General features: G+C 62.5%; 23 protein-coding genes. 9 read left to right on the forward strand and 14 right to left on the reverse strand.

The window, feature by feature from the left end; all coding sequences use genetic code 11:
* Positions 1-93 precede the first annotated feature (93 nt).
* Genes PUT78_RS01840 through tpiA form a run of 4 tightly spaced genes read left to right on the forward strand, consistent with a single transcriptional unit; the run spans position 94 to position 2,205 of the window.
* Positions 94-450, forward strand: coding sequence for an SUF system Fe-S cluster assembly protein (locus PUT78_RS01840; RefSeq protein ID WP_274350333.1), 357 nt, complete (start codon positions 94-96; stop codon positions 448-450).
* The gene (locus PUT78_RS01845) at positions 450-1,019 is read left to right on the forward strand and encodes a sugar O-acetyltransferase (protein ID WP_274350334.1); all 570 of its coding nucleotides are present in this window, start codon (positions 450-452) and stop codon (positions 1,017-1,019) included. The genes PUT78_RS01840 and PUT78_RS01845 overlap by 1 nt, the downstream gene beginning before the upstream one ends.
* Positions 1,020-1,025: 6 nt before the next feature.
* On the forward strand, positions 1,026-1,415 hold the full coding sequence (locus PUT78_RS01850; protein ID WP_274350336.1) for a HesB/IscA family protein: 390 nt from the start codon (positions 1,026-1,028) through the stop codon (positions 1,413-1,415).
* A gap of 55 nt (positions 1,416-1,470) precedes the next feature.
* On the forward strand, positions 1,471-2,205 hold the full coding sequence (tpiA, locus tag PUT78_RS01855; RefSeq protein WP_274350337.1) for a triose-phosphate isomerase: 735 nt from the start codon (positions 1,471-1,473) through the stop codon (positions 2,203-2,205).
* Positions 2,206-2,467: 262 nt separating this feature from the next.
* Here tpiA and PUT78_RS01860 read toward each other — a convergent pair whose 3' ends face one another.
* From PUT78_RS01860 to PUT78_RS01885, 6 genes are all read right to left on the reverse strand, one after another.
* Positions 2,468-2,905 carry an NUDIX hydrolase gene (locus tag PUT78_RS01860; protein ID WP_274350339.1) on the reverse strand — a complete coding sequence of 146 codons (438 nt, stop codon included), beginning with the start codon at positions 2,903-2,905 and terminating at the stop codon, positions 2,468-2,470.
* 172 nt (positions 2,906-3,077) lie between these two features.
* Positions 3,078-5,165 carry a TonB-dependent receptor domain-containing protein gene (locus PUT78_RS01865; RefSeq protein ID WP_274350340.1) on the reverse strand — a complete coding sequence of 696 codons (2,088 nt, stop codon included), beginning with the start codon at positions 5,163-5,165 and terminating at the stop codon, positions 3,078-3,080.
* Between the two features lie 88 nt (positions 5,166-5,253).
* Positions 5,254-6,042 (reverse strand): heme ABC transporter ATP-binding protein, encoded by a 789-nt coding sequence (locus PUT78_RS01870; protein ID WP_274350341.1) that lies wholly within the window; start codon positions 6,040-6,042, stop codon positions 5,254-5,256.
* Positions 6,043-6,047: 5 nt separating this feature from the next.
* Positions 6,048-7,133, reverse strand: coding sequence for a FecCD family ABC transporter permease (locus PUT78_RS01875; RefSeq protein WP_274350342.1), 1,086 nt, complete (start codon positions 7,131-7,133; stop codon positions 6,048-6,050).
* Between the two features lie 4 nt (positions 7,134-7,137).
* Positions 7,138-7,980 carry a heme/hemin ABC transporter substrate-binding protein gene (locus tag PUT78_RS01880; RefSeq protein ID WP_274350343.1) on the reverse strand — a complete coding sequence of 281 codons (843 nt, stop codon included), beginning with the start codon at positions 7,978-7,980 and terminating at the stop codon, positions 7,138-7,140.
* Positions 7,977-9,017: a hemin-degrading factor gene (locus tag PUT78_RS01885; protein WP_274350344.1), complete on the reverse strand. Its 1,041-nt coding sequence runs from the start codon at positions 9,015-9,017 to the stop codon at positions 7,977-7,979. The genes PUT78_RS01880 and PUT78_RS01885 overlap by 4 nt, the downstream gene beginning before the upstream one ends.
* Positions 9,018-9,217: 200 nt before the next feature.
* On the opposite strand from PUT78_RS01885, the gene PUT78_RS01890 reads away from it, so the two are divergent.
* Genes PUT78_RS01890 through PUT78_RS01910 form a run of 5 tightly spaced genes read left to right on the forward strand, consistent with a single transcriptional unit; the run spans position 9,218 to position 12,149 of the window.
* Entirely contained in the window at positions 9,218-9,631 is a 414-nt protein-coding gene (locus PUT78_RS01890; RefSeq protein WP_274350345.1) for a hypothetical protein, read from the forward strand.
* A complete protein-coding gene (locus tag PUT78_RS01895; RefSeq protein WP_274350347.1) occupies positions 9,628-10,347 on the forward strand; it encodes a MotA/TolQ/ExbB proton channel family protein in 720 nt (239 codons plus the stop codon). Before PUT78_RS01890 ends, PUT78_RS01895 begins: the two co-directional genes overlap by 4 nt.
* A complete protein-coding gene (locus PUT78_RS01900; protein ID WP_274350348.1) occupies positions 10,340-10,729 on the forward strand; it encodes an ExbD/TolR family protein in 390 nt (129 codons plus the stop codon). The genes PUT78_RS01895 and PUT78_RS01900 overlap by 8 nt, the downstream gene beginning before the upstream one ends.
* Positions 10,726-11,112, forward strand: a complete 387-nt coding sequence (locus tag PUT78_RS01905) for an ExbD/TolR family protein (RefSeq protein WP_274350349.1) — start codon at positions 10,726-10,728, stop codon at positions 11,110-11,112. Before PUT78_RS01900 ends, PUT78_RS01905 begins: the two co-directional genes overlap by 4 nt.
* On the forward strand, positions 11,109-12,149 hold the full coding sequence (locus PUT78_RS01910) for a TonB family protein (protein WP_274350350.1): 1,041 nt from the start codon (positions 11,109-11,111) through the stop codon (positions 12,147-12,149). Before PUT78_RS01905 ends, PUT78_RS01910 begins: the two co-directional genes overlap by 4 nt.
* Positions 12,150-12,238: 89 nt before the next feature.
* On the opposite strand, the gene PUT78_RS01915 is transcribed toward PUT78_RS01910, so the two are convergent.
* The 8 genes from PUT78_RS01915 to PUT78_RS01950 all read right to left on the reverse strand — a co-directional run bounded on the left by PUT78_RS01915 (position 12,239) and on the right by PUT78_RS01950 (position 22,941).
* Positions 12,239-15,682, reverse strand: a complete 3,444-nt coding sequence (locus PUT78_RS01915) for an AAA family ATPase (RefSeq protein ID WP_274350351.1) — start codon at positions 15,680-15,682, stop codon at positions 12,239-12,241.
* Positions 15,682-16,902, reverse strand: coding sequence for a metallophosphoesterase family protein (locus tag PUT78_RS01920; protein ID WP_274350352.1), 1,221 nt, complete (start codon positions 16,900-16,902; stop codon positions 15,682-15,684). Before PUT78_RS01920 ends, PUT78_RS01915 begins: the two co-directional genes overlap by 1 nt.
* 395 nt (positions 16,903-17,297) lie before the next feature.
* The gene (locus tag PUT78_RS01925) at positions 17,298-18,011 is read right to left on the reverse strand and encodes an NAD-dependent deacylase (RefSeq protein ID WP_274350354.1); all 714 of its coding nucleotides are present in this window, start codon (positions 18,009-18,011) and stop codon (positions 17,298-17,300) included.
* Between the two features lie 5 nt (positions 18,012-18,016).
* A complete protein-coding gene (gene uvrC, locus PUT78_RS01930; protein ID WP_274350356.1) occupies positions 18,017-19,897 on the reverse strand; it encodes an excinuclease ABC subunit UvrC in 1,881 nt (626 codons plus the stop codon).
* Between the two features lie 299 nt (positions 19,898-20,196).
* Complete coding sequence (locus tag PUT78_RS01935; RefSeq protein WP_274350358.1) at positions 20,197-20,979, reverse strand: SDR family oxidoreductase; 783 nt, start codon at positions 20,977-20,979, stop codon at positions 20,197-20,199.
* Between the two features lie 4 nt (positions 20,980-20,983).
* Entirely contained in the window at positions 20,984-21,925 is a 942-nt protein-coding gene (locus tag PUT78_RS01940) for a calcium/sodium antiporter (protein WP_274350359.1), read from the reverse strand.
* Positions 21,926-21,947: 22 nt separating this feature from the next.
* Positions 21,948-22,136: a hypothetical protein gene (locus PUT78_RS01945; RefSeq protein ID WP_274350360.1), complete on the reverse strand. Its 189-nt coding sequence runs from the start codon at positions 22,134-22,136 to the stop codon at positions 21,948-21,950.
* Positions 22,137-22,140: 4 nt separating this feature from the next.
* Positions 22,141-22,941, reverse strand: coding sequence for a S49 family peptidase (locus PUT78_RS01950; protein WP_274350361.1), 801 nt, complete (start codon positions 22,939-22,941; stop codon positions 22,141-22,143).
* Positions 22,942-22,978 lie beyond the last annotated feature (37 nt).

A 22,978-nucleotide genomic window follows, 5' to 3' on the forward strand; every position in this document is an offset into this window, starting at 1 on the left:
CGGTGCGCGTGGCCACTGGACGGATTGGCAAGTTATCTTATATATCTTGTCAGGTATTGCGGGAATACCCCGCCACTCAGGAAGGTACCGGGCATGAGCATGGAACAGAACGAAGGTGATCTGCTGATCAAACCCTCCAGCACGGACCACGCGCTGTACGAACCGGCTGTGGAAGCGTGCAAAACGGTCTATGATCCTGAAATCCCGGTCAATATCTTTGACCTTGGGCTGATCTATACCATCGCCATTTCCGATGCCGGCGAAGTGGATGTCATCATGACACTGACAGCGCCCGGTTGCCCGGTTGCGGGTGAAATGCCTGGCTGGGTTCAGGATGCCATCAGCGCCGTGCCGGGGGTGCAGAGTGTCAATGTGGAAATGACCTTTGATCCGCAATGGGGCATGGACATGATGTCGGACGAGGCGCGTCTGGAACTGGGGTTCATGTAATGGATGCTGCCTTGTCCGAACGTGACAAGATGCTGTCGGGGGCACCCTATGACCCTGGCTGCCCCGAACTGAAGGCAATCCGCCAGCGGGCGCAATCGTTGATGCGCGATTACAACCAGACCATTGTGGGTGATGATACCCGCGAAGGGCTGATGACTGCGCTTCTGGGCACATGGAACGGTGCCGTAATCCGCCCGCCCTTTTATGTCGATTATGGCGCGCATATCCATTTCGGGCCCGGATGTTTTATGAATTTCAACTGCGTCATTCTGGATGTCTGCGAAGTGCGCATCGGCGCGCGCACCCAGATCGGGCCGAATGTGCAAATCCTGACCGCAGACCACCCGCGCGATGCAGCCACCCGTGCCCGTGGTGATGAATGGGGCAGGCCGATAACCGTTGGTGCGGATGTCTGGATCGGCGGCGGCGCAATCATTCTGCCCGGTGTGACAATTGGTGACGGCGCGGTTATTGGCGCTGGCGCTGTGGTCACACGCGATGTTGCGGCGGGTGCGACAGTCGTCGGGAACCCGGCCCGCACCGTGAAACGCCCTGAAATGCAAGGATAGGAACTGATGTTCGCAATTCCCGGAAAAACCCCTGTGACACTGACGCCCGCTGCTGTGCGCCAGATCCGCCGCCTGATGGACCGCGAAGGGGCCAAGGGCCTGCGCGTGGGCGTCAAGAAGGGCGGTTGTGCGGGCATGGAATACACCATGGAAGCCGCGCAGGATGTGCAGGCCAATGAAGAACTGGTTGAACAGGACGGTGCCTGCGTCATCATTGCGCCCATGGCGCAGATGTTCCTGTTCGGTACTGAAATCGACTATGAAACCAGCCTGATCGAAAGCACCTTCCGGTTTCGCAACCCCAATGTCACCGAAGCCTGCGGATGCGGTGAATCGATCAAGTTTGATGATGTCGATACCTTGACCGAACGCCTGAATTCCGCGCGCAGCGGCTGATTGCATCATGTGCCGGTAGCGGCTATCCCTTGGTACGAAATCGAAAGGGATGCTCATGAATACCCCACGCAAAATCGCCGCTGGCAACTGGAAAATGAACGGGCTTCGCGCCGATTTGCAGGAAGCGCGCAATCTGGCAGCTGCATTTCCCGCCGCGTCGGTCGATATTCTGCTGTGCCCCCCGGCAACACTGGTCGGGGCCATGGCTGCGGCACTTGTGGGAAGCGCGGTGCGTGTGGGCGGGCAGGATTGCCACCAGAATGTCAATGGCGCGCATACCGGCGACATATCTGCTGCGATGCTGGCCGATGCAGGTGCATATCATGTGATCCTTGGCCATTCCGAACGGCGCGCGGATCATGGTGAAACATCAACCCTGGTGGCGGCCAAGGCCAGTGCGGCACATGCTGCCGGGCTTACGGCAATCATCTGCGTTGGTGAAACCGAAGCGCAGCGCGATGCGGGCCAGACCCTTGATGTGGTGCTGGAGCAGTTGAAGACATCCGTGCCGGATGGCGCAGACAAGGCAAATACCATTGTGGCCTATGAACCGGTCTGGGCCATTGGCACCGGGCGCACCCCCACACTGGACCAGATTGCCGAAGTGCATGATGCCTTGCGCGCGCATCTGCCGGATGCTGGCATTTCGCTTCTTTATGGCGGGTCGGTCAAGCCCGCGAATGCGGCTGAAATATTTGCCATCGCCAATGTTGATGGCGCGCTGGTGGGCGGCGCATCATTGAAGGCAAGCGATTTTGGTGCGATCGTGGCGGCGCTGGACGCCGCCTGAACCCCCTTGGCGGGTGGTTCAGGGCTGAAGGTGTTTCCAAGGCGCGGAGTCAAGGCCGCAGGTGGCCCACGCCACCGGTGGGCCGTCCGGCGGCCTGCCGGTTACGCCAGCATCACGCCAAGCGTTGAATGTCGGAGTTATGCTGCCTGCATAAAGTGAACTCCTCCCACGTCGAACCGGCAGACCCCGGCCCACCGCTGGCGCGGGCTATATCCATTCATCAACACCTTCTTCAAGCCAGGTTTACCCAGCCCTGTCGGCTTTATATCTGGCCAGCTGCGGCCAGTCGGGCGGTTTTTGCCACATCCAGACTCAGGCGCAGGTCGGTTTCCATGCTGTCCAGCGCCACCCAGCGTGCATCAAGGGCGTCATCGGCGGCAACCGGATCGCCCGACAGCCAGGTGCAGCGCACGGCAACCAGCACGAAATGCTGGCGCAGACTGCCGTCTTCGGACCAGTCATAGGCATCCAGCGCATTCAGGACTGATTGCGCGCGGCCAGTGATGCCGGTTTCTTCCAGAAGCTCGCGTTCGGTTGCGGCCAACAGCGCCTCGCCGAATTCTATCTTGCCACCGGGAAAACCCCAAAGCCCCGCATCGGGCGGGTTGGCGCGCTGAATCAGCAGCACTTGCGCGTCACGAATGACGACAGCCAGCACGGCAACGATCGGACGGATGGGGGCGGGTGAATGGGGCAGCATGGTCTATGTCTAGCAGATCGCATATCGGATCGGCAATGTCGCGTGGCGCATTCGCCCGCTGCTTTCACCATTGCGGCGCCGGGAACTGATTTCGTATGCTACCCGCATAATAAAACGCCAGCGCGGGCAGGTGCCTGTGCGCTGGCGCGGTGTTGTTGTGGCAGTGCGCAACCTACCAGGTGAAATTGCGTGCCACCGTCAGGCGGATATCACGACCGCGCCGGGGTTCATTGCCGGACATCATGCCATCAAGGATATTGTGGTATTGCTTGTTCAGCACATTATTGACAGCCAGTTGCATCTCCAGCCCGGCCAGTGCGCCCTGATCCGGCCGCCATGTCGCATAAAGGTCATTCACACCATAGCCGGGGAACCTGTCGCCATCGGCGCGTGTTGCCCGGCGCGCGAATGTGCCGCGCCAGCCATATTCCAGCGTCTGATCAAAAGCGCGCGCGCCCAGTTCCAGCACCAGTTCATCCTGCGGTGTAGAATTCAGCCGTGCGCCGGTGGTCTGATCCGTACCCAGCATACGCGAATAGGCGAATTTGGTGAAAACCGTGTCCGCATCATACCCGCCCTCTATCTCTATCCCGCGGATATGGGCGCGCGCGATATTGGCATAGGTCGGCCCCGGAACGGCATTTCCGGGGCGTTCAATCTTGTCAGTAACGCGGTTGCTGAACACGGTCAGTTTGAAATCCAGACTGTCGCCCTCGGCGAACAGATCACGCCCGCCATAGGAGAAGCCTGCCTCCAGCGTGCGCGCGCGTTCCGGCCGCAGATCAAGCGAGGTGGTCTTGCCCGCAGCACTGGCAACATCAAACATTTCGTCAATGGATGGCGCGCGCTCTGTCTGCGACACCGACCCGAACACCGCCCAGTCGTCATTCAGTTTGTAATGCAGGGCCAACGATGCGACCCGCGCGGTATGGCTGCGCTTTTCCCCGTTGACGACATCGGCTGAAGGCGTCAGCGTCACGCGGTCCGCACGCAGGCCCAGCACTGCCGTCAGACGGTCATCCCAGATGAACTCGTTCTGCAAAAACAGTCCATAGCGGCGGTCCGTCCCTTCGGGGTGAAAGGAAATCGCGCCGGATTCGCGCCGTGCCGTGCGCCGTTGCTCCGACGCTGTAACCCCGAGAGTCAGGTAGTTTTCCCAGCCTTCACCACCAAGGGTGAAACGATTTTCAGCGCGCAAAGCCAGCGTGCGGTATTGATAGAAGGAATCCTCGAACAGCGGGTTTCCGATCAGCGCGGGCATGCCGGGAACAGCATTTTCCTGATCGATCAGTGTGCGCGAATAGGATAGCTGCACGCGGCTGTCCAACATTGGGTTACCGCTTGCGGGGTTGGTCCACAAAAGGGTGGCGGTGTCGTCCTGTGCCTTGCGGTCCACAGTCCCGAAGGCGTCAGCAAGCGAGGTGGCGGAATAATTCGCGCCATCCTCGTCGCTTAGCCAGCGTGACCATGACAGGCTCAGGGTCTGTTCATTGTTATCCCCGAAGCGGTATGTCCCCTTCAGCAACCCGGATGTGCCCGCCATGCCTGAACCGGTGACCTTTGTGCCGTCGCCGGATTTGTGGTCCCCTGCGCGGCGGTGGTTCAGCGCGGCCAGCATTTCAAAGCTCTCGCCAAAACGTTGCGCCAGAATGACGGACCCAAGCGCGCCGCCGCCATTGGTGTTGGCACCTGCTTTCACGCGCAGGGCTGTGGTTTCACCCATTTGCAGAAAATCTGCGGCGTCCTTGGTTTCAAATGCGACAACACCCCCCAGCGCGCCGGACCCATACAGCGCTGATGACGCCGGCCCGCGCAGGATTTCGACGCGCTTGTACAGTTCGGGTTCACCAAAGAACTGGCCCACCCGATACAACTCGCCGTATTTTTCGACCCCATCCACTGTGACAATGATCCGGTTCTGGTCAGATGCGTCGCCGCCGATCCCGCGAATATTAAAGTGCTGCCCCGTCATCCGGTCGCCGCCCTGCACGGTCGCACCGGGCACGGTGCGCAGCAGATCGCCCGGTGTGGCGGCCTGTTCGCGGTCGATATCTTCCTGTTCCAGCGTGCTGACAGCTTGCGGCGTGTCAATCGCCGTGCGCGCGCGGCCAAAACCCAGAATGATACGCCCCAGAAACGATCCGGGCGCGGCTGCCGGTTCCTGACTGGTCTGCGCATGTGCGGGCAATGACACGCCCATAAATGCCGGTATGGCAATAACGCTTAACAGGCGCCCGTAGCGCCTTGTTGTCTTGTCCATTGGTATCCCCTTGGTGTTTTATGGCTGGCGATACCGCTGGCGTTCTGACGGCTTCGTTACTAATGCCTAGTAAAAGAGTCAAGATTTTTCAGGCAATTTCCGCAGCTTGTGGCAGAATAAATGCCTCGCCCGCGCGGGGCAGGCTGGATACGCGAAGCGCGCAGCCATAGGCGTGCGACAGGTTGGTATCTGTCATCACATCGCGCACGCCGCCATGTGCCAGAACCTGCCCGTCCAGCATCAGCGTGATGTCATCGGCGAACATCGCTGTCAGGTTCAGATCATGCATCACCGCGACCACACCGCCACCTGCGCGCGCGAAATCCCGTGCCATTGTCATGACCTGCAATTGATGGCCAATGTCCAGCGCGGCAACCGGTTCGTCCAGAAACAGCCAGCGCGGCACCCCCGCGACGACCGGTTGCCAGACCTGCAACAACACGCGGGCCAGTTGCGCGCGCGCCTGTTCCCCGCCGGACAGTTCCTGAAAATACCGCCCGCCATACCCCGCCAGCCCCACCCGTTCCAGCGCGCGGGTCGGCAAATGGGTGGCATCCGCGCGCAGGGCCGTTGCCCCCACCAGCCCCAGCCGCACGACTTCATGCACGGTAAAGGGAAAGGCAAGCTGGCTGGCCTGTGGCAGCACCGCGCGATATTCGGCCAGTGCCCATGCCGGTATCCTGCGCGTGTTCTGCCCGTTCAGGCAGACCGAACCGCTATGCGGCAGATCGCCGGTGATGGCGCGCAGAAGCGTGGTTTTGCCGGACCCGTTGGGACCAACAATAACCGTCAGCCTGCCTGCCTGCGCCTGCAGGCTTGCGCCCCGCAGAATGGCTTTGCCGCCAAGTTCCACATCAATATCTTTTGCATCCAGCATGGCGTTCACATATCCACAATGCCGCGGCGGCGCAGCAGTATCCACAGGAAAACCGGCCCGCCCAGAACGGCCGTGACAATGCCGATCGGCAGTTCGGCAGGGGCGATGACAAGCCGTGCGATCATGTCAGCCATCAGCAACAGCCCGGCCCCCAGCAATGCGGCGGCGGGCAGCAGATACCGGTGGTCTGGTCCCATCGCCAACCTCAGCAGATGCGGCACCACGATTCCGATAAACCCAATCCCGCCGGACACAGCGACGGCGGCCCCGGTCGCACCGGCAACGGTCAGGATGGCCAGGTTCTTCATGCGTTGTACCGGGATGCCCATATGCGATGCCGCGGCCTCGCCCAGGGCCAGTCCGTTCAGTGCGCGCGCCAGAACCGGCGCTGCAATCAGCGCCAGCACCATGATGGGCGCGGCGGCGGTCAGCTTGGCCCAGCTCGCGCCCGCTAGTGACCCCAGCCCCCAGAAGGTCAGGTCGCGCAATTGCTGGTCATCGGCGATATAGACCAGAATGCCCGTCAATGCGCCTGCCAGCGCGCCAAGCGCTATGCCTGCAAGCAGCATGGTTGCAACCGATGTGCGCCCGCGCCGCGTGGACACCCGGTACAGGATCAGCGTTGATGCCCAGCCCCCGAAGAACGCCGCCAGCGGTATCAAGTGCATACCCGTAAAGGCCAAAGCCGCGGGGGGCAGTAACCCGCCCAGCACAATCGCCAGCACCGCGCCCAGACCCGCCCCCGCACCCACACCCACAATGCCGGGATCTGCCAGCGGGTTGCGGAACAACCCTTGCATGACCGCGCCGGACACTGCCAGCGATGCCCCGACCAGAAGGCCCGTCAACAGCCGCGGCAGGCGAATATCGAACAGCACCACCCGTTCACGCAGGCTCAGCGCTTCACCCGATGCCATTTTGCCCAGCACATCGGGCAAGGACACGCCCGCAGCCCCCACCCCCAACGACAGGACCGACACGGCCAGAACAAACACCGCCAGCGCGGCCATTGTGGCGCGTGCGCGTAAGGCCCGGTCCCCCGCGACGGCCATTGCAGGGATGCGGCGGTTGGTGAACGGAAGTGCGACCATCCCCCTAGCCCCCCTTATGTGCCTGCGCAGGATAGATCGCGTCATGCAGATCGCGCGCCGCTTGTGCCGTGCGTGGGCCAAAACCCAGCAGGTAAATCCCGTCCATGCGAATGATCTGCCCGTTTTCTGCTGCGGGCGTCAGGCCAAGCGCGGGATGGCCGGTTATCTGATCATCGTTCAGGGCGTGGTCACCGTCGCGGTCCATCATCAGGATGACATCGGGGGCGGCGGCGGCAATCGCTTCGTCGCTCAGCAGCCGGTAGCCCGCGAAATCGTCAAAGGCATTGACGGCCCCGGCAAGGTGAATCATGGCCCCGGCGCCGGTGTCGCGGCCTGCGGCATTGATGCGCCCGCCTTGCGCGGACAGAACGAACATAACGCGCCGGGGGGCGTTGACCTGTGCGGTCTGATCCGCCAGTGCCGCGAAATCTGCGCGCAAATCAGTTATCAGCGCAGCGCCTTCGTCCTGCGCGTGCAGATGTTGCGCGACAAGTTCCACACGTTCCAGCACCCCCTCCATGCTTGGTGCTTCGGTTATCTGGACAAAGGGCACATCGGCGGATTGCATGATCTGGATCGTTTCCAGCGGTCCCGACCCTTCAGAGGCAAGGATCAGGTCGGGGTCCAGTTGCAGCAGTCCTTCGGGGGACAGCGCGCGCATATAACCCACATCCGGCAGATCATTGACAGCGGGCGGGAAACTGGCGGTGGTGTCCCGGCCCACAAGGCGGTGTTCCTGCCCCAGCGCATAGACAATTTCGGCAAGGCCCCCGCCCACGACCACCACGCGGTCCTGTGCGGCGGCGGGGCTGACCAGCAACAGCGTTATCAGGCCAGCGCGGATCATGCTGCACCCCTTTGGGCGCGCGGCAGTTTTTCCAACAAGCCCTGAAACGCCACCGTGTCAGGGTCGCGTTTGCCGAAGATCTGCGTGATCAGCCCGCCTTCCGCGTCAAATGCCTCGACTGACCAGGCCATACCGTGGCGCGTGGGTTTGGACACCAGCCAGACCTCTGCCACGTGATCGGTGCGCAGATGCAGGTTGAAGCGCGGGTCCATGACATTGATCCATGGTCCCATCGGTTTGACCTGTTCTATTTTGCCACCATGGATCTGGATGCAGCCCTGATTGCCCACAAAAATCATCAATGGCACAGCATTCGTGGCCGCCAGATGCAGCAATTCGGTCACGGCACCCGGTTCAAGCGCCTGCGCCCATTGCGTCCCCACAATGCGGTAGGCACCAAGGCGGTTCATCTTCAGCCTGGACGCAAGGCGCAGGAACTGGTGCGTGTCGGTCATGGCCGCCCATTCGTGGCGCAGTTCTTCCAGCTTTTCAGGGCGTGATTTTGCCCCTTCAACGGGGGCACGCGGGGTCAGCGTTACGCTGTCGGACTGATCAGGCAGGCGCAAATCTGCCACCAATGTATCAAATGCCGCGCGATCCGACCCATCGGTCAGGAACACCTTATGCACCGCATCGCCCGCCGCATCAAAAACCTGCACGGACGGGCGCGGCCCGTCGAGCTGCGCAAAACCATGGACCCAGTGGCGCGGGAACATGCGCAGGTCAATCTCTGCACCCAGCACCATGGAAGCATGCGCGCCTGCGTGGTAATCCTCATATGTGCCTTTGCGTTCATGCACGACAGACTGGTTGCGCGTCAGCGCCATGACATCGCCCAGGCGCTGGATGGCGGGCATCAGCCGGTTCAGTGCGGGGTCAATGCGCACGACATGCGTGCCATCAACATGGGCGGCAACAAGTGCGGCTTCGGTCACACCGAAACTGTCGGCCAGATCGCGGGCGCGGGTTTTGGGGTGGTCCAGTCGTGCCTGCCGCAGATCAGCGGGCGTGGGGGTGGACACAAGGTCAAGCGTCATGGAATTGCTCCTGTCAGTGCGCGTGTTGTTTGGGTCAGGCGCGTGTCTGGCAGCAAGCTGGATGGCGCGAAACGGCAGTGCCGCCTCATTCTTGACAGTTTCACTAAGATAATGTTAGGCGCAGTTCAAGCGCAAATTCCGCGCCGCCAGCCAATGCGCCAGCCCTTTCCCGTAACACCTGTGTCATGAAAGGCCGCGACATGCGCGTTCTGCCTGTTTTCCATGCGTTTTCCGTATCTTTGGGGCTGGCGCTGCCGGTGCAGGCCGCAGATCCCGCCCTGCATATCCGGCTGGATCAGGCGACCCCGTTGCAGAATGACTGCCAGATGGTCTTTGTGCTGGAAAACCGCATGGGGACTGGCATTGACAGCCTGCAGGCCGAAACCGTGCTGCTAAGCGCGGAAAACCGTGTCCTGCGCCTGAGTCTGCTGGATTTCCAGTCATTGCCCGAAAACGGCTTGCGCGTGCGCAGTTTCAACTTCGCGGGGCTGGCCTGTGACCAGATCGGGCGGGTGCTGTTCAACGCGGTTGGACCCTGCGCGCCGCAGGGCGCAGCGGAATGCGCTGCAGCGCTGCAAGTTGGAAGTGAAACTGCGATCGAGGTGGTGAAATGACATTCTTCCCTACGGCAGATCTGGTGGACAGCATTCTGGATTTTCTGGCGCTGGGCGGCCCGGTGGTTGCCCTGTTGCTGGCAATGTCGCTGGTCGCGCTGGCGCTGATATTGCTGAAGCTCTGGCAATTTCAGCGTGCAGGTGTCGGTCATCATGGCGATATCATCGCCGCACTTGACCTGATGGACAAGGGCGCGGCACAGCACGCCATGAAACGCGCAGCGCAAGGGCGCAATCATCTTGCACCGCTGACAGTGCTGGCGCTGACGGCCGTCACAACGCGCGATGCCGCGCCTGAAGCGCTGCGCGCACGCCTGACGGGACTGGCCGAAGCGGCGACAACGCGCCTGCAATCCGGGTTTCGGGCATTGGACAGCATTGCGCAGGTGGCCCCCCTTCTGGGGTTGTTCGGCACGGTTCTGGGCATGATTACAGCGTTTCAGTCCTTGCAGGACGCGGGTGCCGCAGTTGACCCGTCCGCGCTGGCGGGGGGGATCTGGGTGGCGTTGCTGACAACGGCGGTCGGGCTGGGTGTTGCCATGCCCACGGCGTTGGTGCTGACATGGTTTGAATCGCGCGTCATGCGCGAAGCGCAACTGGCGATGCAGATCATTGACGTGGCGCTTTGTGCAGGGTTGTCCGCGCAGGACTGCCCGCTGGGCAGGCCAGCGGCGGGCGCAGTCACTGACAGCACCAGAGTGGTGCAGAATGCCTGACCGGTTGGATATTGCGATGCGCCGCAGGCGGTTGTCGATGACATCGCTGATTGACGTGATCTTTCTGTTGTTGCTGTTTTTCATGCTCAGTTCGACTTTCGCGCGACAGGGGGAATTGCCGCTTGATCTGGCGATGGCGGGGGCTGACACCCCCCCTGCAACCCCGCCGCTGTTTTTGCAACTGCTGCCCGATGCGTTGCGCCTGAACAGTGTTGCGACCACGACGGACGACCTGCACGCCGCCCTTGACGATGCGGATGGCGGGTTGGTGCTGATTGCCATGGCAGACGGGGTTGATGCCCAGCGGCTGGCAGATATCCTGCATCTGATCCAGCGCCGGAACGGCTGGCGGATTGGCGTTATCGGGGCGCGCGGGTCATGAGGTGTGCGCTTTCCCTTGTGCCGCGCGCGCGACCTGAACCCACGATTGCGCTGATCAACATTGTTTTCCTGATGCTGGTGTTTTTCCTGATTGCGGGCAGTCTGGCACCACGCCCGGACCCTGACATAACCCTGATAAGCCTGTCGGACATTGCCACCGAACCCCCGCGCGATGCACTTTTGCTGCTGCCGGATGGGGGGCTGCGGCTGAACGGGCTGGATGTCGCCCTGGCCGATGCTGTGGCCCATTTCGCCGGGGAACAACATGTGCGCCTGTTGCCCGACCGGGCGGCCCCTGCGGCCAGGTTGATTGAAACCGCGCAGGCGTTGCGTGCGGGCGGGGCACAAAAACTGGTGATTGTCACGCAAGAGGGGGTGAAATGACCGCTGCCGCCGTGTTCCGGGCCTGCCCAAAGGTGAATGGCTGCCCCTTTGTCACGACCCGCCATTTGCGCGCGCTGGACCTGCGCCCGAAGGCGCGCACCATCGCGCTGGCGCTGCTTGTATCCATGGGGTTGCATCTGGGGGCCGTGGCGGCATTTGGGCCGCAGGGGGCTGTTGTCATGACCGAAGGCGGGGGCGAAGCGGCCCCGGCAGCCCTTGGCACCAGTTTCGAGGATTTCGCCATCGGCAGCAGTGAACCCGCGCCCATGACCGAGGCGCAGCTCCCGGATGCGGCGCAACCCACCACGCCCCCGCAGCAAACCGCCCCCGTAATGCCGGCTCAAAGCATGCCGCATGTGCCCGCGGCGCGCGTGCCAGACCAGATCATGCAGCCGGTTTTGACCGCGCAGACGCCTGAAGACGCGGTGTTGCCGCAGGTGGTGGACCCTGCCGTAATACCTGAAATCGTGCCGCCGTCGCTGTCTGAAAGCGCGCCCGCCCAACGCGCCGACACTATGGAAACCCATCGCCCCGCCCCTGTTGCGCCGGTAGAACAGGTGCGTGCGACCACAAGCCCCGATACCAGCCCCCGCCCGCCTGCGCGCCCGCCCGAACTGACAACGCCGCCATCCCCTGCGCCGCAGCAGGTTGCGGCCGCCCCTGCCGCCCCGCGCGGAAATGCAAGGCAAAACGCGCAGCGCGGCGCGCAACAAGGAACTGACGGGCAGGCCGCAAACACGGCCACTGCGCGCCCTGCTGCAACGCAGGCGGGCAATGCGGCTGTGTCCAGCTATCCGGGCGAGGTCATGCGCCGCATCCAGCGGGTGCGGCAGGTGCGCAGCCCTGCGCGCGGGCAGGTGGTCGTTGCCTTTGGCATCGCGGCGGATGGGGGGCTGGCATCAGCCAGTATTGCGCGCACATCGGGCAACGCGGGGCTGGATCAGGCGGCGCTGGACCATATCCGCCGCGCGGCTCCCTTTCCCGCACCGCCTGCGGGGGCACAGCAACAGTTCAATTTTGAATTCGTGGGGCGGTGATCATCCGGGAAAGTGCTGTCCTTTCCCGCGCCTTGGGCATTGCCAATATTCGATTCAAACCGGGCACCACCCATAAACGGGCCGCGCAATCAGGCCAAAAGGTTGTGCAGGTTATGGATATGCGCATCAGGGCAGGCCCGCTGCGCAATGTCGCATAGATGGGCATGGTGGGTCAGGTAGATCACCTGCCCCTTGCGCGCCATATCCCCCAGCAACCCGAAGGCCGCCGCAGCCCGCGCGTCGTCAAAACTTTCCATGATGTCATCAGCGATGAAAGGCACCATCGGGCGATTGCCTGCAAGTTCCAGATACCCGGCGATCCGCAGCGCCAGATAAAGCTGGAAACCAGTGCCCTTGGACAAGGTGTCCACTGGTTTGGCCGCACCACGCGCTTCCTGCGCAATCAGCAATTCGCGCGTACCGTCCGGGCGGGTGGTCAGGCCGCTGTAGCGCCCGCAGGTCAGCGCCGCAAATGCACGGCCCGCGCGTTCCATCATGCTGGAACGATGCGTGTCGCGGTAGCGTCGCAATGCCTGTTCCACGGCCAGAATACCGGCTTGCCGTGCCAGATAGTCGTGCGCTTCGTCCTTGATCTGCAAGATCAGGGTCTGGCGTTCTTCTTCCAGTTGGGCGGCGGCGTCATCCAGTCCGGCGCTGTCCCGTTCCTTCTGCGCGGCGGCCAGTCGGGCATAGGCTTCGCGTTGCGCCTGCTCCTGTGCTTTCAGCGTGGCGGCAAGCGTGTCGCGTTCCACAGCAGTGGCCTGCGGGTCCAATGCCTGAAGGCGCGTGATTTCGGCCTGAATATCGTCGCAATGCAGGTGGCGTGCCAGTTCGGCCTGGGTTGCCTTCAGCCGAGTGCTGGCGTCATTCGCGCGGGTGATGGTGGCGATCTGCGCGGCGATCCGGTCCAGCGACTGCGTATCGAACTTCGCGCGCAGGGCTGCGGTTGCCTGATCAAGCGCCTGTCTGCGACCCATCAGCCCGTTCAGATCTGCGCGCGCCTTGTCGCGCGCGTCGGACAGGCGTTTGCGCCGGGCTTCCATATCCTGTGCGGCGCGCAGCCTGTCGCGCAATTGCGGCCATAGCATCCGCAGGTCAGAATTGGATGGCATGCCAAGCTCATTCGCCAGCGCCGCCAGTTGGTCGCAGAACGCGCGTTCATCCTTGCGGATGCTGTCAATCCGGTGCGTCAGCTCGTGCAATGTGTTGCGCAGGGGCGCAAGCGTTTCCAGTGCCTTCAGTATGGCGCGCACCTGCGGCACGGATGATGTGGGCGCGATCCATGTCTGCGCCAGTGTGCCCGTCCAGCGCGTCTGCCAGTCGGTGCGTGCAGTCTGGATCTGGTCCGCCGCGTTTTGCCTGCGCGTGACATCCCCCTGCGCGCGGGTCAGCGCAGCGTGGCGTTCGGCCAGCCGTGCGGCATTGGCGTTCAGCGCTTCGGCTTGTGCGAGCAGAAGGGCGTAATCCGCGCTTTCATCGGGGGTGTGCCCCATTGCCTGAATCGCGCGGGCCAGCATTTGCTGCGCTTTGCATAACTGGCCTCTACATGTGTCCAGTATCGCCCGGGCGTGCTTTTCCTGCGCGCAATCCTGCAAGGCTTTGCTGCGCCGCGCCTGCCAGTCCAGAAGGTCGGCAAGGCTGCGCGTCGCGCCGTCCGGTGGTGCAATCCGTGCCCAAAGTGCCGCGACCTGTTCATGCAGACCGGCCAGCGCCGCAGCCACCTGTTTGCGGTGGCCCGTTGCCAGCGCCAGATCGGCCTGATGGCTGCGCAACTGTTCCAGCCGTTCGGCCATGCGTGCCGCTGCGATCATCTGCGCGGCCAGCCTGTCATGGGTGGCCATGGCGGCTGCGAATGCGGCTGCTGAATGCGCGTCCATCTGTTGACAATGGGCGGCCCAAAGCCGGTCGCGTGTGTCGCGTGCCGCGGTCATGTCCTGCGCTTCGGGCGGCTGGTCCGGGCCGATACCGGCCTGCGCGCGGGCCAGAAGTGCGTCCAGCCGCCGGATTTCGGCATCGGCATCGCGCAGGGTGCTTTCGGTGTCGGTCATGCGCGCTTGCAGCGCGCGCAGTGTGTCGGGGGCGGGCAGGTCGATCGCGTGCAGATCGTCCGGCACGCCCCGCCATGGCAACAGGTCTGCGATGGCATGATCGCGGGCCACGCGTGCGCTTTCCCATGCGGTCTGCGCTTCGTTGGCGGCGCGCGAAGGGTCATTGGCGCGCAGATCGGGTAGCAGGGCCTGTAGCCGGGCCTGCGCCTGGATCCGGTCTTCAGACGGTGGGGGGGTGCTGTCGTTGCCTGTCAGGTCTGCAAGGGTTTCGTTGGCCTTTTCCAGTTCCTGCGCGGCGTCCCAGGCGCGGTGTGACAGTTCAGCGTCCTGCGTGATCAGCGCTGACAGGGCGTCGATAACCGGCGGGGCCAGCTGCGCGGCGTCCTGGGTTGCTGCACCCGGCCCCAGTTCATCCAGCACCTGCGTTATCTGCGCCTGCACAATGTCGCGTTGTGACAGCCGTCTGGGCAGATCATCCTGTTCCTTGGCGATCGCGCCGAAACGCGCTTGCAGGCCGTCCAGATCCGGCACATGGCGCAGTGCGGTCTGGTCGGGGTCCAACCCGTCAAGCTGCTGTGTTGCGTCGTCAAGTGCGGCCTGCGCCTGTGGTATCAGCGCGGCCAGCCGGGTGTTTTCCTGCACCCAGCCGGGCAGACCGGCCACCCATTCCGGTGGCAGGGGCACGGGGGCGGGCAGACCGGCCAGCAGGGACTTTTCGTCCTGAAACCGTTCCAGAACGGGCAGGGCCGCCAGATCGCGGGCATGGGCATCATGCAGGGTCTGTGTCTGTGCGCGTGCATTCAGCGCGTGCTGATAAGCGTCTTCTGCGGATTGCACGTCGTCGCATAGTCTGCGCCACCCGCTGACCTGAAGATCAACTGCCTTCCGCGCATCGACAAGCTGTTTCAGGCGGTCCTTATGGGCGTGAAGCTGTGTTTTGCGGGCGCGGGGCCGGAACCATTCGTCATTCTGTGTGCGCAAATCCCGCAATCTGTCGCCCAGTTCGGCCAGCCCCGCCGTGGCCTGAAACAACAGCTGCCCCAGATCGCCCTCGCTGGCCAGAATGCTGTCGCCGCCCCTGACCAATGTGGCTTCATCAAGGGAAAACATCGTGGTGTAGCTGCCGCGCTCCAGCCCGCCCAGAAGTGCGCCAAGCGTGGATTCGGCCACTGGCTGGTTGGTTGCGGCATCCAGCAATGTGTTCACATTCCCCTTGATCCGCGCCAGCGCATGGGGGGTGCCATGCGCGTCGCGCAGCCGGGCCCGCACCCGCAGCGCGCGTTTTTCGTGCAGGAAGTCATACTGTGTCTGGTTCGGGAACCCGAACAAAAAATCCAGCCAAGCCGCCAGAAGCGTGGATTTTCCCGCTTCATTCGGGCCGAAAACAATATGCAGATCAGGCGTGCCCTGCGCGGGCGCAGGCAGGGTCAATGTTGCGTCGGTGAAATGGCCATAAGCAGTCAGGTTCAGGCTGTCCAGACGCATCAGCGCGTGTCCCCCAACCGGGCCAGAACCTGTGCGAGTCCTTCATCGATCACTGCGGGGTCAAGCTGGTCAAAGCCAGCGCGCAGGGCAGGTTCGGGGGGCAGGGCAGCCTGCAGGGTGGCGCGCATGTCGTCCAGAGCGGCGAGGAAGCTGTCGGATTGGCGGAATTCATCGTCGATCAGGGCGGCAAGTTGCGCAAGTTCACCCGAAACGGATGTCTTGTTCCCCAGATCGAGGACCAGCTTTTCCACCCATGTCTGGCCCAGCCCGCGGGCAAGTTCCTGTGCCTCTGCCAGGGCAAGGTCGCGGTCGCGCAGCAGGCGCTGCGCAAGGGGGGTGGCCCCGGTCAGGCGCAGACGTGCCACCAGATGCGGCGCGCGGCGCTGTGTTTGTTCCAGCCCGGTGCGGATGGCGCCCAGCAGGTCGTGCCATTGATCAAGGCCCGTCACATCCACGCGGACCGGACAGAAGGACGCCAGCGCAACGCAGCGCTCCGCCAGATGCAGGGTGCCGTCATCATCCACCGTGACCAGCGTGACGGTCCCGCCATCCGCCTCGCCAATATCGCGGCCTTGCGGAATGCCCGGCATCACGACACAGGCCGCGCCCTCATGGACCATGCGCTTGTGGATATGGCCCAGCGCCCAATAGGCGAACCCACTTGCCTGCAGATCGGACAGGGCGCAGGGGGCATAGGGGTCATGCCCCGGCGCACCGTTCAGCGATGTGTGCATCAGGCCGATATTGATGGCATCCGCGACAGGCGGGCGGTATTTCGGCAGCAGGCTTTCGGGGGCTTTGGGTTCACGGAAACTCAGCCCGTGCAGGGCAATGCGCAATGGTCCCTTGTCGATCATCTCGACTCCTGGGCGCCCTTCAAACAGATGCACGCAGGGCGGCAGGGTCAGTTCGCGGGTGATGCGGCTTTCGGCGTCATGGTTGCCGCGTATGATGAAAGCGCGGATGCCCGCATCATTCAGCCGCGCAAGTTCGGCAGACAGAAAGCGCGCGGTCTTCATGCTGGTCTGCGACCCGTCATACAGATCGCCCGAAATCAGCAGCGCATCGACCTGTTCGGACAGGCACAGATCAATGATATTTCGCAGGGCAGTGCGCGTGGCCCCCGCAATCAACCCGGCCAGATCCGGGTCGCGCAACGCGAGAGAGCGCAGCGGACTGTCCAGATGCAGATCAGCAGTGTGAATGAAGCGAAAACCCATGGCGTGACACTGCCTTGCTTCGCGCAGGTGCGCAAGGGCGGGAACCCGGAGCATAGGGGGGCGGGGCAGGATCAGGGCAGGGTGTTTCGGGCCGTTCGCGGACGAAACTGACCTGAAGGGGACGTTGAGGCGCATTCCCAAAGGTGCGGAGCAAAGGCCGCAGGGTTTGAAGGGACCGTCGCGCCAGTGGCGCGGCGAAAGCCCGGAAAACGCGCCATCGGCGGGCCGTCCCGCGGCCTGCCGATTTCGCTGATGTCACGCCAAGCCTTTGAATGCAGGATTGCGCCGCCTGCATAAAGTGAACTAATCCAATGTGGGACCGGCAGACCCCGGCCCACCGATGGCGCGGGCTATATCCGAGTGCGAATGTCCCCTTCAGGCCAGCCTTGCAGGGGTCACTTTCCCTGGCGACCGTGTTTGCCTGCCAGAACCTCATCCACCCAAGCGGGCACGATCTGGCTTGCCGGGCCAAGGCGCCTGTCCTCGAACAGCCCCGCCGTGGTAGAGGCTTCAAGGTTCAACTCCAGCGTGGCGGCCCCTGCCGCTGCGGCCTGTTGCACGAACCCCGCCGCCGGATAGACATTGCCCGACGTGCCGATGGCCACGAACATATCCGCCTGTATCAGGGCATGTTCGATCCGGTCCATGTAATAGGGGTATTCGCCGAACCATACGATATCCGGACGCGTTGCAGGACGGGCGCAGGCGGGGCAGGGGGCGGATGGGTCCATGACCTGTGGCGCGTCCCATCTGTGGCCGCAATCTGCACACAGCGCGCGTGTCAACTGCCCGTGCATATGCACCACATCCGCCGCGCCTGCGCGTTCCAGCAGGTCATCGACATTCTGTGTCACCAGACACACGCTGTCGGGGGCCGCGCGCTGCAGACGTGCCAGTGCATGATGGGCGGGGTTGGGGCTGGCCGCCAGACAATTGGCACGTCGCGCGTTGTAAAATTCATGCACCAGCGCGGGATTGCGCGCAAACCCTTCGGGGGTGGCCACATCGTTCAGGTCGTATCTGGTCCACAGCCCGTCCTTGTCGCGGAAGGTGCCCAGCCCGCTTTCTGCTGATAATCCCGCGCCGGTCAGAATGACAATCCGCTCCATGCCTGTCACCTTGCGTTCAGATGGTCATGAATGACCTGCGCCAGTGTTTCCGAAATGCCGCCCACTGCCTGCAAATCCGAAAGCCCTGCGCGGGCCACGGCCTTGGCTGACCCGAAATGCGCCAGAAGCGCACGTTTGCGCCCCGCACCCACGCCCGGAATATCATCCAGCGGCGAGGCGCTGACCGCCTTGGCCCGTTTCGCGCGGTGGGTGCCGATGGCAAAGCGGTGGGCCTCATCGCGCAGGCGCTGGACGAAATACAGGATGGGGTCATTGTGGCGCAGCGCAAAGGGGCGCGCACCGGGGCGGTGGAATTCTTCCTTGCCTGCATCGCGGTCAATACCCTTGGCCACGCCCACGACCGGAATGTCATCAACCCCCAGATCGCCCATGATTTCGGCCACGACACTGACCTGACCCGCGCCGCCGTCAATCAGCAACAGGTCGGGCCATGTGTCGCCCTGGCGGTCAGGGTCTTCCTTCAGCAGGCGCTGGAAGCGGCGGGTCAGAACTTCTTTCATCATGCCGAAATCATCGCCCGGTGTCAGGCTGTCACCACGGATGTTGAACTTGCGATACTGGCTTTTGATGAACCCGTCCCGCCCTGCAACAATCATGGCGCCCACGGCATCCGTGCCCTGAATATGGCTGTTGTCATAAACCTCAACACGTTCGGGCGGCCCGTCCAGCCCGAAGGCTTCGGCAAGCCCGTCCAGCAAACGCCCCTGCGCGGCGGTGGAGGCCATGCGCATCGCCAGACTTTCGCGTGCATTGCGCAGCGCGTTTTCGACCAGTTCCGCCTTTTCACCGCGCCGGGGCACGGTCAGGTCCACCTTGCGGCCTGCGCGTTCCCCCAACGCGGTGGCGACCAGATCGGCATTTTCCAGATCATGCGACAGCAGCAGCAATCGCGGTGGTTCCTTGCCATCATAGAACTGTGTCAGGAAGGCTTCCAGAATTTCGGGTTCTTCCGCCCCCGCACCGGTTGCGGGATAAAAATCGCGGTTGCCCCAGCTTTGATTGGCGCGGATGAAAAACACCTGCACGCAGGCTTGCCCCTTTTCCAGATGCACGGCAATCACATCCGCTTCGGTCACGCCGCGCGGGTTGATGCCCTGGGATTGCTGCACATTGGTCAGCGCGCGGATACGGTCGCGCAGCGCGGCGGCGCGTTCAAATTCCATCCCGTCAGATGCGGCCTGCATATCTTTTGCCAGTTGCGCCTGAATCCGCGTGCTTTTGCCCGACAGGAAGCGTTCGGCATCGGCCACCAGCCCCGCATATTCATCTTCGGACACATAGCCCACGCAAGGCGCGCTGCACCGCTTGATCTGATACAGCAAACAGGGGCGGGTGCGGCTGTGGAACACGGAATCGGTGCAATTGCGCAGCAGGAACACCCGCTGCAACTGGTTCAGCGTGCGGTTCACGGCACCCGCGCTGGCGAAGGGGCCGAAATAGCTGCCTTTCACCGACCGCCGCCCGCGATGCTTGCGCAATTGCGGGAATGCGTGATCCTTGGGCAGCAGGATATAGGGAAAGCTTTTGTCATCGCGCAGCAGCACGTTGTAGCGCGGTTTCAACTGCTTGATCAGGTTCTGTTCCAGCAGCAGCGCTTCGGTTTCCGTGCGCGTGGTCAGGAACATCATGCTGGTGGTTTCCGAAATCATCCGCGCGATGCGCGCCGAATGCCCCGAAGGGCGCGCATAGTTCGACACCCGCATGCGCAGGCTGCGCGCCTTGCCGACATACAGCACTTCGGACTTTTCGTTCAGCATGCGGTAGACGCCTGGCGAATTGTCCAGCGATTTCAGATAGGACTGAATGCAGGCATGACCGCGCAGTTCCGGGTTTGTCATATCCGTTGTCGGGGTGCTGTCCGTCATCGCGCGAAGTCCTTGCTGATTCTGTCCTTGTCTGCAATGTCCAGACTGGTCCTGCAACCTGAATCCTGTCCACTGAATCTGTGGATAAGTCTGTGGGCGAAAACGGGAACTGAACGATTTTCCCTTGAATCCCTGTCGGTTTCAAGGCCTGCCTAAAAAATAGGCAATATCGCAAGTCATTGTTTTTAATTATAATTTAATTCTGTCCGGCCAAGGCACTGAAATTTCTTAATAAATGGTTACGGTTTTGTGACCGGACCGTGAACGGTGTACAACTTGGCAGATATTGCGATGCAGGACTATTGTATGCCCGCCCCTTCAGGGGAGTGCCATCCCAGATGCTGGCCGCCATCCACACATAAAATCTGGCCTGTAACCGCTGATGAATCCATGAAAAAACCCAGTGCTGCGGTAATGTCGGACAGGTTGGCCCCGCGCGCCAGAATTGTAGAGCGGCGGCTGTGCAGATAGGCTCCTTCGGTTTGATCCGCAGCTTGCAATGTCGGGCCGGGGCCGATGGCATTGACCCTGACATGCGGTCCCAGTTCCTGCGCGGCCATGCGGGTGAAGGCCCACAGCCCCATCTTGGCGATGGAATAGGTCATATGCTGTGGGGTCAACCTGCGCACTTTCTGGTCAATCATGTTGACGACCAGCCCGCCTGCCACAGCTTCGCCCACAGCGTCGCGCGTTGCCGGGGGGCATTGCGCCGCAAAGGCCTGAGTCAACACGAAGGGCGCGCGCAAATTTGTCATCATATGCATGTCCCAGCTTGCGCGGGTGGCGCTGGCAATGCTGTCTTCCTTGAATATTGAGGCGTTGTTGACCAGCATGCTCAGTGGGCCGGTGCCAAGGGCCTGCACGGCGTCGGGCACAACCCGGTCCAGCGCATCCTCATCCAGCAAATCCGCCTGAACGCAGACTGCCTTGCGCCCCATTGCGGTGATTTCGGCCTGCAGGCTGTGCGCGGCCGCGTCGGAACTGGCGTAATGAATGGCGATATCATACTCCCGCCGCGCCAGATACAGGGCCATTTCGCGCCCGAGCCTGTGGGCTGCACCGGTTACAAGGGCATTGGGCATGCGGTCACACTCCGATTTGCATCAATGCCCAGATGTAGCCCGCATATCCCAGAAGCAACACCCCCCCCCATATCCGGGTGATCGGCTTTTCGGTCCAGATGAACGGGGCCAGAACAAGTGATGCGCCCAGCATGACCCACAGATCAAGCTGCACCATCTGCGCTGGAATCACCATGTCCCCGACCTGCCCCGCTACCCCCAGGATCAGTGCCAGATTGAACAGGTTCGACCCGATGATATTGCCCAGCGCAACGCCCCCTTCGCGGCGGATGGCGGCCATCAGGGTTGTGGCCAGTTCCGGCAGCGACGTGCCGACAGCAACAATGGTCAACCCGATCATCAGGTCGGACACGCCCAGCGTTTCGGCAATATCGACCGCACCGCTGACCAGCAGATTCGCGCCCAGTGGCAGGCCAATAATGCCAATCACGGTATAAAGTGCGATCCGCGCGCCGGGCATGGACGGGTCCGCGCCTTCCAGCGCATCAGGTTGCGTGCGGCTCTCGCGGCCCCGCCGGATGCTGTCGGCCATGAACAGCGCGAATGCCGCCAGCAGAACCAGTCCCTGCCACCCGCCGATCACGCCCGTCAGCGCCAGTGCTGTGAACAGGACCGACACTGCCAGCATCATCAGATAATCGCGCAGTACCTCTCGGTTGACCGCAAGTGCGGATACCAGCGCGGGCAGGCCCAGCACCAACAGGATATTGGCGATATTGGACCCCACGACATTGCCCAGTGCCAGCCCGCCCGCATCCTGCAATATGGCCTTGACCGATACCAGCAATTCAGGCGCGGATGTGCCGAATGCCACGATCGTCATGCCGACCATCAGCGCGGGAATGCACAGCCGCAGCGCCAGATTGACCGCGCCGCGCACCAGCAAATCCCCCGCCAGCAACAAGACCACAAGGCCCACTGCGACTTGCGCAAGGTCAATCAGCATTCACAACCCTTTCAGAAGAAGATCAGCCCTTGCAGCGACAATTATCGTCGTTCAGCAGGAATTTACCACAGGTCTTGCATTTGCGCGGGCGGGGCAATTTTGCCTGACGCAACCGGTCAAGGGGCGTCTTATGTGCCGGGTTCAGGAATTTCTTGATCGCGCCCATCACAACCATGAACACCAGAAACGCGGCCACGATTTTTATGATCATTGGCCTACATCCCGTAATGCGCGTAAAGCACGCGTTCCTGCGACAATTCCAGTGCATCGGTCATGACACCCAGCCCTAGCCGCGACAGAAACGGGCGCCGAATGCCGTACTGCCGGAAACGGACCTTTTCGCCATAGCGGGCCTTCATCATCGGCACCAGATGGCCCAGCCCGTCGGCCAGGCCCAGGTCAACCGCGCGCGTGCCCACCCAGAATTCGCCGGTGAACAGACTGTCATCCTGCGCCAGTTTCGCGCCGCGCCGGTCCTTGACCTGCGCGATGAAATTCTGATGGACCTGATCCTGCAACTGGCGCAGGCGGGCTACATCTTCGGGGTTTTCGGGGCGGAACGGGTCCAGCTGCGACTTGGACGTGCCCGACGTGTAGACCCGCCGTTCAATGCCGTGGCGCGCAATCAGATCCTGCAAGCCGAACCCGGCCGAGATGACACCGATGGAGCCGACAATCGAATTGGCGTCAACATGGATGTCATCGCCCGCAGTTGCCAGCCAATACCCGCCCGATGCGGCCAGATCCTCGACAAAGGCGTGAACGGGTATCTTCACCTCCTCCGCCATACGACGGATGCGCGCCGCGATCAGCGCACTTTGCACCGGGCTGCCGCCGGGCGAATTGATGACCAGCGCCACAGCGGCGGGTTTGCCACGGCGGAACGCAGCCTCAATCAACGGCGCGAGGCTGGCATCATTCAACCGCCCTGGACTGGCGCTTGCGGCAATCATGCCTTGCAACCGGATGACGGCGACGGTCGTTTTTTTTGGAAGGAAAGGTAAATTCATGAACATAGGCCTGCATGTAGGGTGCTGGGGCAGGGGCAACAAG

It is taken from the genome of Roseinatronobacter alkalisoli (assembly GCF_028745735.1).
GTDB classification, from domain to species: Bacteria; Pseudomonadota; Alphaproteobacteria; order Rhodobacterales; family Rhodobacteraceae; genus Roseinatronobacter; species Roseinatronobacter alkalisoli.